Annotated in this window: 16 protein-coding genes and 1 pseudogene; 4 read left to right on the top strand and 13 right to left on the bottom strand. The window is 35.8% G+C overall.

The features are described 5' to 3' along the window. From ACO5GE_RS03870 to pdxS, 5 genes and pseudogenes are all read right to left on the bottom strand, one after another. Window positions 1-148: pseudogene (locus tag ACO5GE_RS03870) on the bottom strand (50S ribosomal protein L11); the annotation flags it as partial. Between the two features lie 33 nt (window positions 149-181). Further along, complete coding sequence (nusG, locus tag ACO5GE_RS03865; RefSeq protein ID WP_484829615.1) at window positions 182-727, bottom strand: transcription termination/antitermination protein NusG; 546 nt, start codon at window positions 725-727, stop codon at window positions 182-184. Between the two features lie 53 nt (window positions 728-780). Continuing rightward, the gene (gene secE / locus ACO5GE_RS03860; RefSeq protein ID WP_484829614.1) at window positions 781-993 is read right to left on the bottom strand and encodes a preprotein translocase subunit SecE; all 213 of its coding nucleotides are present in this window, start codon (window positions 991-993) and stop codon (window positions 781-783) included. Between the two features lie 16 nt (window positions 994-1,009). Further along, window positions 1,010-1,159, bottom strand: a complete 150-nt coding sequence (gene rpmG / locus ACO5GE_RS03855) for a 50S ribosomal protein L33 (protein ID WP_014262850.1) — start codon at window positions 1,157-1,159, stop codon at window positions 1,010-1,012. A gap of 706 nt (window positions 1,160-1,865) precedes the next feature. Further along, window positions 1,866-2,705 (bottom strand): pyridoxal 5'-phosphate synthase lyase subunit PdxS, encoded by an 840-nt coding sequence (pdxS, locus tag ACO5GE_RS03850; protein WP_484829613.1) that lies wholly within the window; start codon window positions 2,703-2,705, stop codon window positions 1,866-1,868. Between the two features lie 111 nt (window positions 2,706-2,816). On the opposite strand from pdxS, the gene pdxR reads away from it, so the two are divergent. Continuing rightward, a complete protein-coding gene (gene pdxR / locus ACO5GE_RS03845) occupies window positions 2,817-4,169 on the top strand; it encodes a MocR-like pyridoxine biosynthesis transcription factor PdxR (protein ID WP_484829612.1) in 1,353 nt (450 codons plus the stop codon). On the opposite strand, the gene bioB is transcribed toward pdxR, so the two are convergent. Next, a complete protein-coding gene (gene bioB / locus ACO5GE_RS03840; protein WP_484829611.1) occupies window positions 4,150-5,127 on the bottom strand; it encodes a biotin synthase BioB in 978 nt (325 codons plus the stop codon). The two genes, pdxR and bioB, sit on opposite strands and share 20 nt — an antisense overlap. A 498-nt stretch (window positions 5,128-5,625) precedes the next feature. Here bioB and ACO5GE_RS03835 point away from each other — a divergent pair, with 498 nt between their 5' ends. From ACO5GE_RS03835 to ACO5GE_RS03825, 3 genes are all read left to right on the top strand, one after another. Continuing rightward, window positions 5,626-6,375 carry a tRNA threonylcarbamoyladenosine dehydratase gene (locus ACO5GE_RS03835; RefSeq protein ID WP_484829610.1) on the top strand — a complete coding sequence of 250 codons (750 nt, stop codon included), beginning with the start codon at window positions 5,626-5,628 and terminating at the stop codon, window positions 6,373-6,375. 96 nt (window positions 6,376-6,471) lie between these two features. Further along, window positions 6,472-7,713, top strand: coding sequence for a nucleotidyltransferase (locus ACO5GE_RS03830; protein ID WP_484829609.1), 1,242 nt, complete (start codon window positions 6,472-6,474; stop codon window positions 7,711-7,713). 420 nt (window positions 7,714-8,133) lie between these two features. After that, window positions 8,134-8,937: a hypothetical protein gene (locus tag ACO5GE_RS03825; protein WP_484829608.1), complete on the top strand. Its 804-nt coding sequence runs from the start codon at window positions 8,134-8,136 to the stop codon at window positions 8,935-8,937. A 66-nt stretch (window positions 8,938-9,003) separates the two neighbouring features. On the opposite strand, the gene ACO5GE_RS03820 is transcribed toward ACO5GE_RS03825, so the two are convergent. The 7 genes from ACO5GE_RS03820 to ACO5GE_RS03790 all read right to left on the bottom strand — a co-directional run bounded on the left by ACO5GE_RS03820 (window position 9,004) and on the right by ACO5GE_RS03790 (window position 16,647). Next, the gene (locus ACO5GE_RS03820) at window positions 9,004-9,483 is read right to left on the bottom strand and encodes an ATPase (RefSeq protein WP_484829607.1); all 480 of its coding nucleotides are present in this window, start codon (window positions 9,481-9,483) and stop codon (window positions 9,004-9,006) included. Further along, window positions 9,483-9,977 carry a pantetheine-phosphate adenylyltransferase gene (coaD, locus tag ACO5GE_RS03815; RefSeq protein ID WP_484829606.1) on the bottom strand — a complete coding sequence of 165 codons (495 nt, stop codon included), beginning with the start codon at window positions 9,975-9,977 and terminating at the stop codon, window positions 9,483-9,485. Before coaD ends, ACO5GE_RS03820 begins: the two co-directional genes overlap by 1 nt. Before the next feature lie 15 nt (window positions 9,978-9,992). Continuing rightward, on the bottom strand, window positions 9,993-10,556 hold the full coding sequence (rsmD, locus tag ACO5GE_RS03810; RefSeq protein ID WP_484829605.1) for a 16S rRNA (guanine(966)-N(2))-methyltransferase RsmD: 564 nt from the start codon (window positions 10,554-10,556) through the stop codon (window positions 9,993-9,995). 100 nt (window positions 10,557-10,656) lie between these two features. After that, window positions 10,657-12,768: an ATP-dependent DNA helicase RecG gene (recG, locus tag ACO5GE_RS03805; protein WP_484829604.1), complete on the bottom strand. Its 2,112-nt coding sequence runs from the start codon at window positions 12,766-12,768 to the stop codon at window positions 10,657-10,659. A gap of 121 nt (window positions 12,769-12,889) precedes the next feature. After that, window positions 12,890-14,506: a DAK2 domain-containing protein gene (locus ACO5GE_RS03800; protein ID WP_484829603.1), complete on the bottom strand. Its 1,617-nt coding sequence runs from the start codon at window positions 14,504-14,506 to the stop codon at window positions 12,890-12,892. A gap of 18 nt (window positions 14,507-14,524) precedes the next feature. Continuing rightward, window positions 14,525-14,878 carry an Asp23/Gls24 family envelope stress response protein gene (locus ACO5GE_RS03795; RefSeq protein WP_454963090.1) on the bottom strand — a complete coding sequence of 118 codons (354 nt, stop codon included), beginning with the start codon at window positions 14,876-14,878 and terminating at the stop codon, window positions 14,525-14,527. An 845-nt stretch (window positions 14,879-15,723) separates the two neighbouring features. Then, a complete protein-coding gene (locus tag ACO5GE_RS03790) occupies window positions 15,724-16,647 on the bottom strand; it encodes a homoserine O-succinyltransferase (RefSeq protein WP_484829602.1) in 924 nt (307 codons plus the stop codon). Window positions 16,648-16,706: the final 59 nt, after the last annotated feature.

The raw sequence follows: 16,706 nt of genomic DNA, 5'->3' as shown, positions 1-16,706 counted from the left end.
CTTTATCTGCTGTTTTTGCATTGAATTCTTTACAGAATCCCATAATATTTACCCCATGTTGACCAAGCGCAGGTCCTACCGGTGGTGCAGGTGTTGCTTTTCCAGCTTCTATTTGCAATTTAATTTGTCCAATTACTTTTTTTGCCATATCTTTGACACCTCCTATATCCTAAAGTGTTTTTTACTCTTCTTTATCTTTCTCTAATTGAGAAACTTCAATATCGACCAAAGTCTCTCTGTCTCCAAACATATAAACTTTGATTTTCGCCATTCCTTTTTCAGCTTGCAATCCTACAACTGTACCTTGCAAACCGCTAAAGGCACCACCTTTGATAAGAACTCGATCGCCTTCTGCAAAATCAATTTTGTAGATAACAGGTACTTCTTTTTCCAATCCCATATTGATTACTTCTTGCGCTGTCAACGGAATCGGTTTAGAATTCGGTCCGACAAACCCTGTAACTCCCTTGGTATTTCTTACAACATACCAAGATTCATCTGTTACAATCATTTTAACCAGACAATACCCCGGAAAAATCTTACGGTATCTCGTATGTTTTTTTCCGTTCTTTTCTTCTACAATTTCTTCTACAGGCACAGAAACACGTGGAATGATCTCCTCCATATTTCTATTTTGAACTGCCTTTTCAATTGTGGCTTTTACTTTGTTTTCATGTCCAGAATAGGTATGCACAACATACCATTTGGCTTGTTCGTTTTCTGCCATAGATAATCGCCAAAAGAGTTTTTCTCCTTGGGCGCTACCCTCCTTTTAGTTTATTATCTTCCTATCAGTTTTTCAATAACAGCTCCTACTCCTGCATCGATACAGTAGATGAAAATCGCTGTTATCAACACCATAACAATAACGGTAAGTGTATGTTCTGATAGCTCCTGTTTGGAAGGCCAATGAACTTTCTTCAGTTCCGATTTTACTTCTCCAAGATACTCTGTTGGTGAAGTTGTTGTTGTTTTTTCTGTGTTTTTTGGCACTACATCACACCCTTTACTATTTCGTTTCTTTATGTGTTGTGTGTTTCTTACAGAATTTACAATATTTTTGAAGTTCCATACGCTCAGGATCATTTTTCTTGTTCTTCATAGTATTGTAATTTCTTTGTTTACACTCTTGACATGCCAATGTTACTTTCACTCTCATTAAGTGCACCTCCTATTTCTTATTCGATTAGAAGGATCTATTTAGTACATAGATTGGTGTAAAAAATAATATACGAATAAAATTTATCACACATTAAAACTATTGTCAACAACTCTCTCTCAATGACTTTGAGAAGACAGGTCTGACAATAGACTCTATCGCAACTCATTTTATTCTGTTTTTCTATTATATAAAAAGGATTTTTTTTTGTCAATTATATCCAAAAGAATCTTAAAGATTTTTTATTGAACCTTCATTTCAATACTGATCTCTGTTATGTTATCAGTACCGAACATATTTATGTTAATATATCTTAAAGAATTTTCTTTATGATAACCTTTTCGTACTACTGACTTTTTATCGTTTTACTGACCATATGTTATTTTTCACCTATCATATATGACTATGAAGATAGTTTTTGACGTAACATAATCATCACTAAATAACAATCCCTACGCAATCATTTTTTTCGTAATATGATAATCATACCTTTCTATTTTTTATCATCAGACACACCGATACAGTCCGGTTGCATTTTATAATTTACGAATGATATATTCTAATTTTATCATTTAATTTTTTCACCTTGGCCTGAATATGAAATGATACACTGCAATTTTACATTCTTTAAAATGAACAGACTGTAGTTCCTTAGAAACTAACAAAGGAACCCCAGTCTGTCTATGGAAATTAAGAGGATTTCAAATTAACGATTGCTCATAATAACTTCTATTTCATCTTCATTCAATCCAACCATTGCTTCTCCTAAGTTTTCGCTCACTTTTGCAATAATTTCCGGATTATTGTAATGTTTTACTGCTTCCACAATCGCTTTTGCTCTTTGTGCCGGATTTCCTGATTTGAAGATTCCGCTTCCTACAAAAACTCCGTCAGCTCCCAATTGTACCATCAAAGCAGCGTCTGCCGGTGTTGCAACTCCACCTGCTGAAAAGTTAGGAACCGGAAGTTTTCCATTTTTGTGAACATATTGAATCAATTCATAAGGTACTTGGTATTCTTTTGCAATATGATATAGTTCATCTTCACGAAGTGAAACAACATATCTGATTTCGTTTTGAATTGTTCTCATATGTTTTACTGCTTGAACAACATCACCTGTTCCTGCTTCTCCCTTGGTACGAATCATTTTTGCACCTTCTGCAATTCTTCTAAGTGCTTCTCCCAAATCTCTTGCTCCACATACAAACGGTGCTTTGAATTTGTTTTTATCAACATGATATACATTGTCTGCAGGAGACAATACTTCTGATTCATCAATACAATCAATTCCGATTGCTTCCAAAATTTGCGCCTCTACAAAATGTCCGATTCTTACTTTCGCCATAACCGGTATGCTTACTGTATTCATAATTTCTTTAATCATTTTCGGATCGCTCATTCTGGATACTCCTCCGGCTGCACGAATATCTGCCGGGATTCTCTCCAACGCCATAACCGCTACAGCACCGGCTTCTTCTGCAATCTTTGCTTGTTCCGGAGTTGTTACATCCATGATTACTCCACCAAATAATTTTTCAAAATTCATATCTTTGCCCTCCTAAATCAGTGATAACTATAGTATAATGAGTGTCTGAGTGCTTTTATAGTGTCAATTTGATATATTTTTTAGATACCAGCTTAAAATTTGGAGGACAGTATGTTATTTTTAAAAGAAGGAATAATTTATTTACAAATCTATGAATATTACAAAAAAGAGATTATCAAAGGAAACTACGTCGCTCACAGTAAGCTTCCAAGCAAGAGAGAACTTTCCCATGAATATCAGATATCGCTTACCAGTGTGGAAAATGCCTACGCAAAACTGTTGGAAGAAGGATTTATCTACGCAAAAGAAAGAAAAGGATACTTTGTTTCAGATGTTGGAGAACTTTATGTACTCGAAAACAAACATCATACTTTTGAAAAAGAAACATCGGATATCCGATATGATTTTTCCTATACCGGAGTGTCTGATGAAGGATTTCCACACAAAATATTTCGCAAGTTTTCGAATCTAATTTTGGATGATAACGACCTTTTGGAACAGGTGGATTATCAGGGATATTTCCCTCTACGAATGCAAATCGCAGACTATCTCAATCGTTCTAGAGGATTCCAAACTTCACCTTCCCGTATTATTATCTCCAGCGGGTCTGAGTATCTCTTTCAAATCATTTTCAAACTTGTTGAGGGTACCTATGCCATTGAAGAACCGGGGTATCACATGCTACGCAACATTATGGACGCCAATGGTATCCAACATGAATTTATCCCGTTAGATGAGTTCGGCATGTCCATTGACGCTCTTCAAAAAAGTTCTGCAAATATCTGCGCTCTGACACCGGCTCACCAGTTTCCAACCGGTATCATTATGAATATGAAACGTCGCTCGGAAATCCTGAATTGTTCCCAAATAGATTTTGTGATTGAAGATGATTACGACAGTGAATTCAAATACTCCAACCGTCCTGTTCCGGCACTCAAATCCATTGATTATCCGGACAAGGTCATTTACATGGGTTCTTTTTCAAAATCGATTTCTCCAAGCATGCGTGTCAGCTACATGGTATTGCCTGAATCTCTTTTGGAAAAATATCACCAAATGTTCCACTGTTTCGTATGTCCTGTTTCTATCATTATCCAGAAAATTCTTACCAAATTTTTGGAATCCGGAGAGTTCGAAAAACATTTGAATCGCATGAGAAAAATTTACTCCAAAAAGAGACAGCTGATAGTGGACTTGCTCAAGGACTGTCCCGATATTAGAATCACCGGTGCAGATGCGGGACTTCATGTTGTCCTTCAATATCCGAAATGTTTCACAGAAAAAGAGATCATCTCTGAAGCACGGAAACAAAAAATCGCAGTCTACGGTTTGGAAAGTTACGGAAAAAAACAGGAATACCCTTCTATCCTCTTAGGGTTTGCAACCCTATCCAACGAGGAAATCACCGAAGGAATATCCCTACTCAAAGCAATTAATTATCATTCTACTGTTCCATCGCCCTAACTTCAAATCCGAGTTCTTTAATCAGCGCCATATCTTTTTCAATGGTCATTCCGGAGGTTGTAAGCATATCTCCGGAGATTGCCGCATTTGCGCCGGATTGAAAACACGATTTACCCTTATCGTCAAGTAAACCTCTTCCTCCCGCCAAACGAATTGCAGCATCAGGAACTAAACAACGAAATACTGCGACAATTCTTCGCATTTCTTCCTGAGAAAGCATCGGCACATTTTCGTATGGGGTTCCTGGAATCGGATTTAAGAAATTGACCGGAATCGACTTGATTCCCAACTCCCTAATATCAATTACCATGTTTACCCTGTCTTCCATTGTTTCTCCAAGTCCCATAATTCCACCGCTACATACCTTAAGTCCTGCCTCCTGTGCCTGACGAATCGCACGAATCTTGTCTTCATAAGTATGCGTTGTGCAGATATTGACAAAGTTCTGTCTTGAAGTTTCCAAATTGTTGTGTACTCTTGATACTCCAACTGCCTTCAATTTTTCAAAGTCCTCTTTTTCCAGCAAACCGAAAGATGCACACACCTGGATATCTACTTCTTTTTTCAGATTCGTAATACTCTTACATACGGCATCCACATCTTTTTTTGATAATCTTCTTCCGGAGGTTACTACGGAGTAACGAACAACACCTCTGTCATGATTGTATTTCGCCAAATCAATCAATTCTTTTTCCTCCATCAAAGGATACTCTTCCACCTGTGTCTTGTACCAGGAAGACTGCGCACAGTATTTGCAATCTTCAGAACATTTCCCACTCTTGCCATTTACTATGGTACACATATCAAATCCGTTTCCACAAAAATGTTCTCTAATTTCATTTGCCATAGAACAAAGTTCTTCCAACGGTGCTTCATACAAGAACATTGCTTCCTCTTTTGAAATTTTCTTTCCTGACAAAATTTCTTCTTTCATCCCCTGTAATGTCATATCTATCATTATTTTCCCCTATCTTTCTTCCTCTATATTTTTACTGTTTCCATGATCCCAATACTTTTATGATATAGAATTGTTCTTATTGTAAACATGTTCATTATTTTTGTTTTACAATAGTATATTATACCTTTTTTTCGATTTTAGCAAATAATTTTTATAAGGTTAAGATGATTCTTAATACAGTTCCTGAAATACAAATAGGTAAGATGATTCCTTATCTTACTATCACTATTTTGATAACAACCCTCTTCTGTCTTTTCTTTCTTGTCTTTGTTTAGTATAATAAAGATGATTTTATCACGAAAACTTTATGATTAAGTTAATATACCTTAGACGGAAGATTATTCAGTAGAAGAGTAGTTCCTACAAGAAGAGTAATCTAAATAAACACTAAACATTTTTGTATTAGAAAATAAAATTGAAACGGTGTCTCTCAAACAATAATTTCGACATGATTGGATGACACCATTGGTCATAAACAAAACAGAAAAGGATATTATAATGGAACAATTTTCAAGAACAAGATTGATTTATGGAGATTCAGCATTTCATACATTACAGCAACAACATATTGCCGTATTTGGGTTGGGAGGTGTCGGAAGTTATGCCGTAGAAGCATTGGCACGAACCGGTATCGGTACAATTACTCTTGTTGATTTCGATACCGTAGAAAAAAGCAACCTGAATAGACAACTTCCTGCACTTCACTCCACTTTAGGACAACTAAAAGTAGAAGTTGTCAGAAAAAGATTGCTTGATATCAATCCTAACCTCAAAGTACACACAATAGGTCAAAAATATACTCCCGAAGAATCGGACTTGTTTTTTGAACGAAACTATGATTTTTTACTGGATTGTATTGATATGATTCCTTCCAAAGTGAACTTGATTGTGCAATCTGTCCAAAGAAAAATACCTATTATCTCTTCTATGGGAACTGCCAATCACAAAGACCCTTCCAAACTACAGATTTCGGATTTATCAAAAACATATATGTGTCCACTTGCCAAAATTATGCGTAGAGAGTTGAAACAGTATAATATCAAACATCTTCCGGTTGTATTCTCCACAGAAGATGTTTGTGTACCGAAACAAAAACTTCTCTCGGAATCCGGAAAACAGATCAACGGCAGTCTTGCATTTGTAACAGGAACTGCCGGTTTGTTGCTTTCGTCTTATGTCATCAATAAACTAATAGACAATAACAATGAAACACCTGTAACAAACCACAATAATAAAAGCGATACATAAACAGAAACCGACAAAACTGTTTTTGACAATGTTTTGACTCGTTTTGTATCCATTTTTTGGCGATTCATATTAGACATAGAAAAGGAGAATTCTCTTATGAGTGTTTTGGGAATTATTGCTGAATACAATCCGTTTCACAACGGTCATCTCTATCATATTAAACAGTCTTGCGCTCTTTCCAAGACGCAAAAAGTCATTGTCATCATGAGCGGAAATTTTGTTCAAAGAGGCGATTTGGCAATCATGGATAAACATCTACGTGCCAAATTAGCTGTCCAAAACGGCGCTTCTCTTGTATTGGAACTTCCTGTATTGTACGCATCTCAAAGTGCTGATTTTTTTGCAAAAGGAGCTATCGAAATATTGAACCATCTTGGAATTGTAGACTATCTTTCGTTTGGAAGTGAAGGTGGAAATATGGAGCATCTTTCTTCTGTAGCAAATCTGTTCCATGAGGAACCGGAAGAATATCGCTATTTGCTCAAAAACTACCTCAACCAAGGTTATCCATTTCCAAAAGCTAGAAGTATCGCTTTGGAACGCTTGACAGGTTGCTCCTCTATCTCTACTCCGAACGATGTGCTTGGAGTAGAATATCTCAAACACCTATCACGTACAAAAAGTACCATTAAGCCTATTTTGATTCAACGAAAAGGAGCAAATCACGAAGACTATGATATGAAAGCGGAGTTTTCCAGTGCAACATCTATTCGCAACTATTTGACACATATGTCAACAAAACTTTGCGGAAACTCTCCTCTTTACTCGGAAGAATTGCTTTCTTCCATTCCTATATCCACTTTAGATGCACTTCTCTACACACATACCAACCATCGTTGGATGAGTTTGGAATTGTTTTTGAATGATATCAAAACCATTGTGTTGAGAGAAGGAAAGCAGATTGCAAAGTATTTTGAAGTATCAGAGGGATTGGAAAACCGAATTTATGAAAGCTTTTTAGCTTCCAATGAATTAGAGGAAATTTTGTCTTCCATTAAAACCAAACGATATACTTTGACTCGAATTCGACATATTTTGCTCAATATTTTACTCAACATTACCAAAGATACCATGCAAGAATTAAATACCTCCAACGAGATGGGATATGCACGAATTCTTGCATTTGATGAAGTCGGTCGTACTTTGATTCGAAAATCAAATAAAGAATTTCCTCTGATTAACAAGGCTGCCAATTTCAGACCGAGCAACCGAAAACAAGAAATTTTGTGGAATGCTGACGGAATTGCAGATACGATATACTACAGTCGCTATCGTTCTTCCTATTCCAACGGGTATGTGCTTTCGCCTGTTTTTGTAAGCAAAAGAGCAAAGGAATAAGTAATTTTTTGAAACAGACAATAGTTTCGACAACACAACCGAAACATCTGTCTTATACATCATGTATTCCATCCTATTTTATTTTGAATTTGTTATGTTATATACCTGTAATACTGAAATGAATGAAGTATTTTTAATATTGCTACATATAAAATTTCAATCGAATTAGGGTATATAATCCATCTTAAAGACATAAACTTAAAACTAAAAAGGAATAGAATCGGATGTGTTGAAAATTTTGATTTATCATATGATGAAGTTTTTTTGTTGACATTGGAGATGAATTTGAAAACAACAATCAACAATTCTCAATCTTTTGCAAATCAAAACGGTAACAGAAGCACCGATCAATCATTGGATTCAACAAGGAAACCATATCATTTTTAGCTACAATATAATTTTTATAAGGAGAAAACAAATATGACATTTTTAAAAGAAAAAAAGAAAAATAAAATCGCTATCTGTATTTTTTTGGTTATTTTAGCAATTTTTTCCGCTACCGTTGTTACAAGTTATACATCCAATATCAGCAATTATAAAGGAAGTATTGAACAACTTGATAAAAAGAAAGAAACCGTTCTGAAATTAACTGCACTTTCAACGGCTACCGCTGCCGGAATTTCATTGATTCCAAGCGATATAGGTACTCCCATCGCAAACAAATTGGCAGATTTGAGCGACAAATTTTTGATTGTTTTGATAGCAATCATATTGGAGAAGTATTTGATGACACTGTCAGGCTATGTGGTATTTCGATGGCTGATTCCCATCTCTCTTTTTATCTACACTGTAAGCATCATGTGTCAAAAAGATGTATTAAAAGACATGGCAATCAAGCTACTTATCTTAGGAATCGCTTTGTTTTCAGTAGTTCCTGTCAGCCTGAAGATTTCCGATATGATTGAAACCACCTACCAAGACAGTATCAATGATACCATGTTAACTGTAGAAAAAAATTCTCAAGACATTAAGTCAAACATACCAAATGAAGAAGAAGGATTTGTATCGGGAGCCCTCTCAAAAATAAAAGAAAAAGCAAAAGACCTTTCGTTGATTGCAAAAGATTCTTTGAACCGTTTTATTGAAACTTTAGCCATTTTGATTGTTATCAATTGCTTGCTTCCTATCGGGGTGTTTGCATTCTTTATATGGATATTAAAAATGTTGTTTCAAATCAGCATTTATTCGACGATGAAAAAGCAAAGTACAACATCAGAAGACTGATAACTTTTCATTTTTCAATCCATGAAAAAAGACAGGAGATTGATTCTCTCATTCTCCTGTCTTTTTTTATTCTTTGTCCACAGAACTATTTTCTTCTCTATATTTCAATTTCTCCAACTCTTCATAGTTTGCACTAATTCTTGCATTGACACGTTCAATATCCAAACCGAGTTTTTCTAATATCTCTTGTGCATAAGAAATCGCACCGTTTCGAACGTCATGACCATCAGAAACAGCTTGTTGCAATGTTTCTTTTGCTTTTTCTCCCGCTTTTTGAGTAATGATATGTTCTTGTACCATTTCTTCTGCCTTACGTTCTGCATCATTTACAATTCGCTTTGCTTCTTCCATCGCTTCATCGATAATACGTTGTCTTTCGTTGCTAATCCACTCCGCTTGCTTAAAATCCTCCGGAAGACCACGACGAATATCTCTAATACAAGCAAGAGCAATCTCCTTGTCTATTGAGACTTTATTACTAAACAGTGTTTTGGAACTTTGTTCTATCATATCTTCAAGATGTTGCAAAATTTCTAATACTTCCATCAAACATCCTCCCTTTCATCATGTAACTTTTCAATTAACTTTTGATAAGCAAGCTTAGGAATCAAATCACTCACGCAACCACCAAATCCTGCAACTTCCTTTACCAAACTGGAGCTCAAATAAGCATAAATTGGATTAGTCATCAAAAAAATTGTTTCCGCTTCCGGATAGAGCTTGCGATTCATCTGTGCCATCTGAATTTCATACTCATAGTCTGAAACGGCACGCAAGCCGCGTACAATTACATCAATATGGTTATCTCTGCAATAATCTGCCAACAATCCCGAAAAATATATTACTTCAACATTATCCAAATGCTTTACTGCATCCAAAATCAATTCTTTTCTTTCTTCTAATGAAAATAACCCTTGTTTCTTCGCATTGATTAAGATAGCTACCGTAACATGTTCTACCATACCTGCTACACGCTCTATCACATCTATGTGTCCATTGGTAATCGGATCAAAACTTCCCGGATATACTGCTCGATTCATAATTCTATTCCTTTTCTAAACTTCTTCTTTCTGTATCTGATACACAGATATTTTAGTCTTTGAATAATTTTTTTCCTTTATTTTTATGAAATGCTGCGTTTGCTCCGTCGGAGTAAAATCTCGGGCTGTTTCCAAAATCACAATTCCATGTCTGTCGCACACATCATTCTTGTCAATCTCTTTCAAAACTTCTTTTACCATCTCACCTTGATAAGGCGGATCCACAAATATTATATCAAACTTATTTCCCATTTTGTTAGTTTTTGCCAAAAAATCCCTGTAATCTCCACAAAAGATTGTCGTTTGTTCATTTGCACCACACAGAGCAACATTTTTTTTGATTAAATCGATGGAATCTTTGTGATTATCTACTATCGTTGCCGAATTTGCACTACGAGATAATGCTTCTAACGACATCACTCCTGTTCCTCCAAATAAATCCAACACATTAGACGAAGGAACATCAAACGCAATCATACTGAAAATGGCCTCTCTCACACGATCTAATGTTGGCCGAATACGAGAATCCAATGGCGTATTTAATTTCTTTCCCTTCCATTTTCCGGCAATAATTCTCATAAAATCTCCTTCTTTTCTTGTTATCCCGTTGTATTCTATCTTATTTTTCATGATATTTCAACTGATGACAACGATATTTATTCAAAAAGCACTCGTTAAACTAGTTCATTACAAGATGTTCTATTTTCTTTTGAAAAGTCGCTTCCACACCCTCTTCCAATGTTTTTCTTTCTTGCTCTGAACAAACCAACCGTTTATCTTTCAATTCTTGAATATCCTCCTTGGATGCAAACATCACTTTTTGGTGCTTCGTAAAATCTGCCAATTTCAATTCAGGAATCCCATGTTGTTTCACTCCAAGCACTTCTCCGGGACCACGAATCTCCAAATCTTTCTCTGCAATCAGAAATCCGTCATTCGTACTTGTCATCACCTGCATTCTTTTCAATACAACTTCATCATATCCACGATAAATAAGATAACAATAGGATTGGTCGCTTCCTCTTCCCACACGTCCTCTCAACTGATGAAGTTGCGATAATCCAAACCGTTGTGCGTCTTCAATAATCATTACAGTCGCATTAGGCACATTGATTCCCACTTCAATCACTGTGGTAGAAACCAACACATCTATCTCATGCTCTTGGTATTGCCTCATGATTTCCGTTTTTTCACTCGACTTCATCTTTCCGTGCAACAAACCTACATTAAAAGACAAAAATACTCCTGTCTTCAAACTTTCATATAACTCTTCCGCAGATTTCAAATCTAATACTTCACTCTCTTTCACCAAAGGACAAACGATGTAAAGCTGACGACCTCTTTCCAACTCTGAGATACATTGTCCATATACTGTAGGAGATTTTTTTTGCTCAATCGCATGAGTTTCAATCTGTTTTCTTCCCTTTGGCAATTCATCTATGATAGAAATATCCAAATCTCCCTGTAAAACTAAAGTCAAAGTCCTTGGAATCGGCGTTGCCGTCATAACCAAAATATGGGGTGCAATCTCATACTGTTTGGACAATTTACCACGCTGTTTTACTCCAAATCGATGTTGTTCATCTGTAATTGCAAGCGCTAACTTGGAAAAATGCACCCCTTCTTGAATCACTGCATGTGTTCCAACCACCAAATCATATTCTCCATTGGAAATTCCTTGATAAATCTCTTCTTTCTTTTTCTTCGAAATACTTCCCGACAAAAAGGCAATCCTCACTCCGCTTCCTTCAAATATTTTTAGTGCTCCTTCATAGTGTTGTTTTGCCAGCACCTCTGTCGGCGCCATCAATACCGTCTGATAGCCGTTCAAAAAAGTAAGATAGGTTGCATACCATGCCAATACCGTCTTTCCACTTCCTACATCTCCCTGTACCAATCTCTGCATCGGCTTTTCTTGTTTCAAATCCTCCGTCATCTCTTGCAAAACTCTCTTTTGTGCATTGGTCAATTCAAACGGAATCCTATCGAAGAAAGACTTTGCTTGTTCAACTTCTTTCAATACAAAAGAACGAGCTTTTTCATCCTTGTTTCTCAAATTCAAAAGATGCATTTGTAACATAAAAAACTCTTGATAAATCAAACGATATCTTGCACTTTTTAATGCAGAAACAGAATGAGGAAAATGAATGTTTCGAATTGCAAAATCAAAGGGTGCCAAGCTTCTTTTTTGTAACAGTGATTCCGGAAAAACTTCTTCCAATTCTCCTAATGATTGAAGAATAGTACGCATGGCATTTACCATATCATGGTTGCTCAATCCTTTGATGAGTGGATAGATAGGATAAATAAAGTTCATTGATACATTCTTTCCAAATGGTTCAATCTCAGGAGAAGAAAATAATACTTTTCGTCCTTTTATCTGGCACATTCCGTAAAACTGGATACAATCTCCTACTGAGTACTGCTTTTGAAGATAGGGATTGTTAAAGATGGTGATCACTCCTTCTTTTCCCAATTCGGAACAGACTGTTATTTTGGTAATCATCATCTTCGGTTTCGAACGAGAAGTCTGAAACGATACAATTCTTCCTGAAGAAAATACTTTATCTTCTCTTCTAATCTCATCTAGTGGAACATGACTTGCTCTATCTTCATAACGAAAAGGAAAATACATCAAAAAATCTTCTATTGTTTCGATTCCCAACTGTTTCAACAATGCCGCTTTTTTGCTTCCAATCCCTTTGATACTCTCCACTCTATCCGTCTTTTGCATTCTTCTTCTCCTTTCTCTCCTATTATTTTCTGTATTGTAATGTATCCATTTTATCATATTCTCTACTATTTTTTATATCCTCTTGGTAAATTAGATTCCAGAAATAAAAAAGGGAACTGCTACAAAATGAATCTGCTCATTCTGCTACAATTCCCCTGATATTTCACTTTCTTGTCCTTTATTCTACAGATATGAAATAATAGTAGAGTGGTTGTCCTCCCTCATATAATTCTACATCCACATCAGGATATTTCTCCGATACGCGCTCCATCAGTGCTGTTGCCTGTTCTTCTGTGACATCTTCCCCATAGAACAAGGTAATAATTTCAGCGTCTTCTGACAAGCTGTCTATGGTTTCTAATGTTACTTCTTCTATCTCTGCACCGTTAGCAAGAATTTCTTTCCCACTGATTCCGATTACTTCGCCTTCTTTGATTTGCTTTTCACCACTTGTTGTGTCACGAACGGCATAGGTAATTTCTGCCGAGGTTACACATGAAATTGCATCCAATATATTTTGTTCGTTTTCTTCCGGTGCTGCAGCAGCATCAATTGCCATCAATCCAACTAGAGCGGAAGGAATATCCTTTGTCGGAATCACGATTACATTTTTATCACTGATTTCTTTGGCTTGGTTTGCCGCCATAATGATATTAGAATTGTTAGGAAATATGAAGATGGTATCGGAATTGATTTTGTCAATCGCCTTCACAAAATCTTCCGTACTTGGATTCATGGTTTGTCCACCTTCAATGATAGTGGTCACATTCATATCTCTCATCATGTTTGCAAGGCCTTTTCCAACTGCAACTGAGATAATTCCGTATGCAAGAGACTGTTCTTCCATTTCTTCTCTTCTCTTTGCCAAAACAGCTTCTTGTTGCAATCTCATATTTTCAATCTTGATACGATCCAACGCACCATGTGCAGATGCCTTTTGCAAGACAACTCCCGGATCATTAGTATGAATGTGAATTTTGATGATTCCTTCATCTCCTACCACAACCATGGAATCTCCCATATCTTCAATTTCTCTACGGAATGTATCTGCATCCACTTCATAAGTTCTTAAGAAAAACTCTGTACAATACCCAAACTTGATTTCTCCGGCAAACGCATGAATATCTTGTTTCATCATTTCTTCAAAATCTTGTTTTGTTTCCGTACTGCCGTCTGCACTAATTGGATGTCCTTGGTACGCCTTTACCATTCCTTCTAAGATAGAAAGAAAGCCTCGCCCTCCGGAATCCACTACATTCGCTTCTTTGAGCGCCTTCAATAATTCAGGTGTATTTGCCAAAGAATGACGAGTTGCTTCCAAAAGTTTCACCAAGAAGTCTTCCATATTTTCCATATCTTTCATTTCCAAAGCTGCCTCTGCCGTCTCTCTGCAAACCGTCAGAATAGTTCCCTCTACAGGTTTAATCACGGCTTTGTAAGCAACTTTTCTTGCAGAATCCAATGCAATTGCAAAGTCTTCTACTTGCAAATAATCTTTGCCCTCAATTCCTTGTGCAAATCCACGAAGAATCTGTGACAAGATAACGCCTGAGTTTCCTCTTGCACCCATCAGAGATCCTCTTGCAATCGCTTTGGAAATTTCTCCCAATTCATTAGATGCAACTGACTTCAATTCTGTGATTGCAGAATTCATAGTAAGTGACATATTTGTTCCTGTATCACCATCCGGTACCGGAAAAACATTTAATCTGTCTACAATGTCTCTTTCGTTTTTCAGATTATTTGCTCCGGAGATTAACATACTTCGAAACAATACCCCTTCAATCCTATTCATTTATCTACTTCCTCCTACCTATTTTTGAACTCTTACTCCATCTACATTGATTGTTATTTCTCCCACTTTCAAGCCGGTCTGATGTTCAATGTAGTATTTTACACGCTCAATAATATTCTCTGATACAACTGCAATATTGGTTCCATACTGAATAATAACAAACAAGTTCAGATAAACAACACCATCTACAATATCAACAGAAATTCCTTTTGTTCCGTTTGCAAAAGAAAGTAATTCTACAATCCCATTTTTGTTTCTGGATGCCATTCCAACTAATCCATAACATTCTTTCGCCGCATTGTTTGCAATTTTTGCAACAACATCTTTTCCAATATATATTGCTCCATATTCATTTACTTTACAAGTTGACATTGAATTGCCTCCCTTCATTTAAAACCAAATACTATCAAATATTTTACGATTTCATTCTTATTCTATCTTATTTCTTTTGTTCGTTCAAGCATTATTCCGTATAATACGCATATTCACAGAAATATTGTGACAATCTAATCCATTTCCCAAGATAATAACAAACATTTCTTACAGAAAAACAGAATCTTTGATACCTGTTTCTATTTTCTCTTATTTACCACACTCCACCATAACCTTAACTTACTATTTTACCTTGATTATTTCTATTACTTCCCTGCAAGTCAAAAAAACTTAGGTAATCTAATTTTTATGGAGAGTAATACCATCCTACTGATGAGAAAAATATTAGAATTCAGTTGTTAGACTTTGAATTTATCGTAAGCACAAAAAATGATAGAAGGACCAGTTAAGACTGTCTTAGTATTCTCATCTGTCACTTCTATCATTTTCTAATGATAACTTTAGTTTTTATTTCAATATATTTTTATAAGTTTTTTTCGTTTTATTGTTGACGTATTTTTTTCTTATGGTACAATTATCTGTGCTAAGAGAATGACCTAACATACCGCTTTTAGGTGGTAAGGCTGATGAATTGTTTTTCATTGGCTGGGTTATTCTCTTTTTTTATTTTATCCACATCATAAAGATACAATTTTCCGTCTGCGTCATTTCTGACCATACATTCTTATCACAAACAAATTGACTTCTATGACTTCAACAGTTGTATTTATCCTAACAATCATTTTTCAGAAACAGAAACGATACCACACCGTTACCCTAAAAATACTGAACATACGGTGAGTTGCTTTAGTAATCTTATGAGACCGAAATTGAAAAATCACTCGCTACTTTTTCTTTGCAATTTTGGAAATATCATATGGTGTTTCCTGATACACACAATAATTCAACCAGTTTGCAAAAAATAGATTTGCATGAGATCTCCATCTCACTTTGATTTCCTTTGTTTCATCATTATCTACAAAGTAATTTTGAGGAAGTTTGGTATTCAAACCTTTTTTTCTATCTCTCAAATACTCTTGATACAGAGTATCCTCCTCATATTCATAATGTCCTGCAATAAATACAAGCCTTCCATCTTTACTGGAAACTAAATTAGTACCGATGTCTTCTCTTCCTGACCACACAATCAAATCATCACATTTCTCTACTTCTTCCATCTTATTGTAAGTGTAGCGAGATTGAGGCATATAGAAGAAATCATCAAAACCTTTTGTCAAAACACCTCTATGCAACACATCAAAGTCATACACTCCAAAAATCTTTTCGTCTTTTTGATATTTTTGAATTCCGTAATAATGATAGAGTGCTGCTTGAGATGCCCAACAGATAAACATTGTGGAATAAACATTCTCCTTAGCATATTCCAAAATTTGAGTAAATTCTTCCCAATAGTCTACAACTTCATACTCCATTGTTTCTACCGGTGCTCCGGTAACAATCATCGCATCGTATTTGGTATGTTTCATTTCTTCAAACGTCTTATAAAAACGATTCAAATGCGTTTCGTCTGTATTTTTGGATTTATAGCTTTCCGTTCGTATCAAATCAACATGAACTTGCAAAGGTGTGTTGGACAACATACGCAATAACTGTGTTTCCGTCTCCTCTTTCTTCGGCATCAAATTCAAGATGGCAAGTTTGAGCGGACGGATATCTTGGGTGTCCGCTCGATTTGTTGTGATAATAAAAATCTGTTCTTGTTCTAATATACTTTTTGCAGGTAAATCGCTTGGTATTACTAAAGGCATTGCTTTACCCTCCATTTCTTTTTACAATCGCAAGGGCCTTTTTTAATCAATATCGGTAT

The sequence above is a fragment of the Filifactor sp. genome (assembly GCF_057248345.1).
The sequence above is the reverse complement of the archived record's forward strand: the minus strand, read 5'-3'. Positions and strand labels throughout refer to the sequence as shown.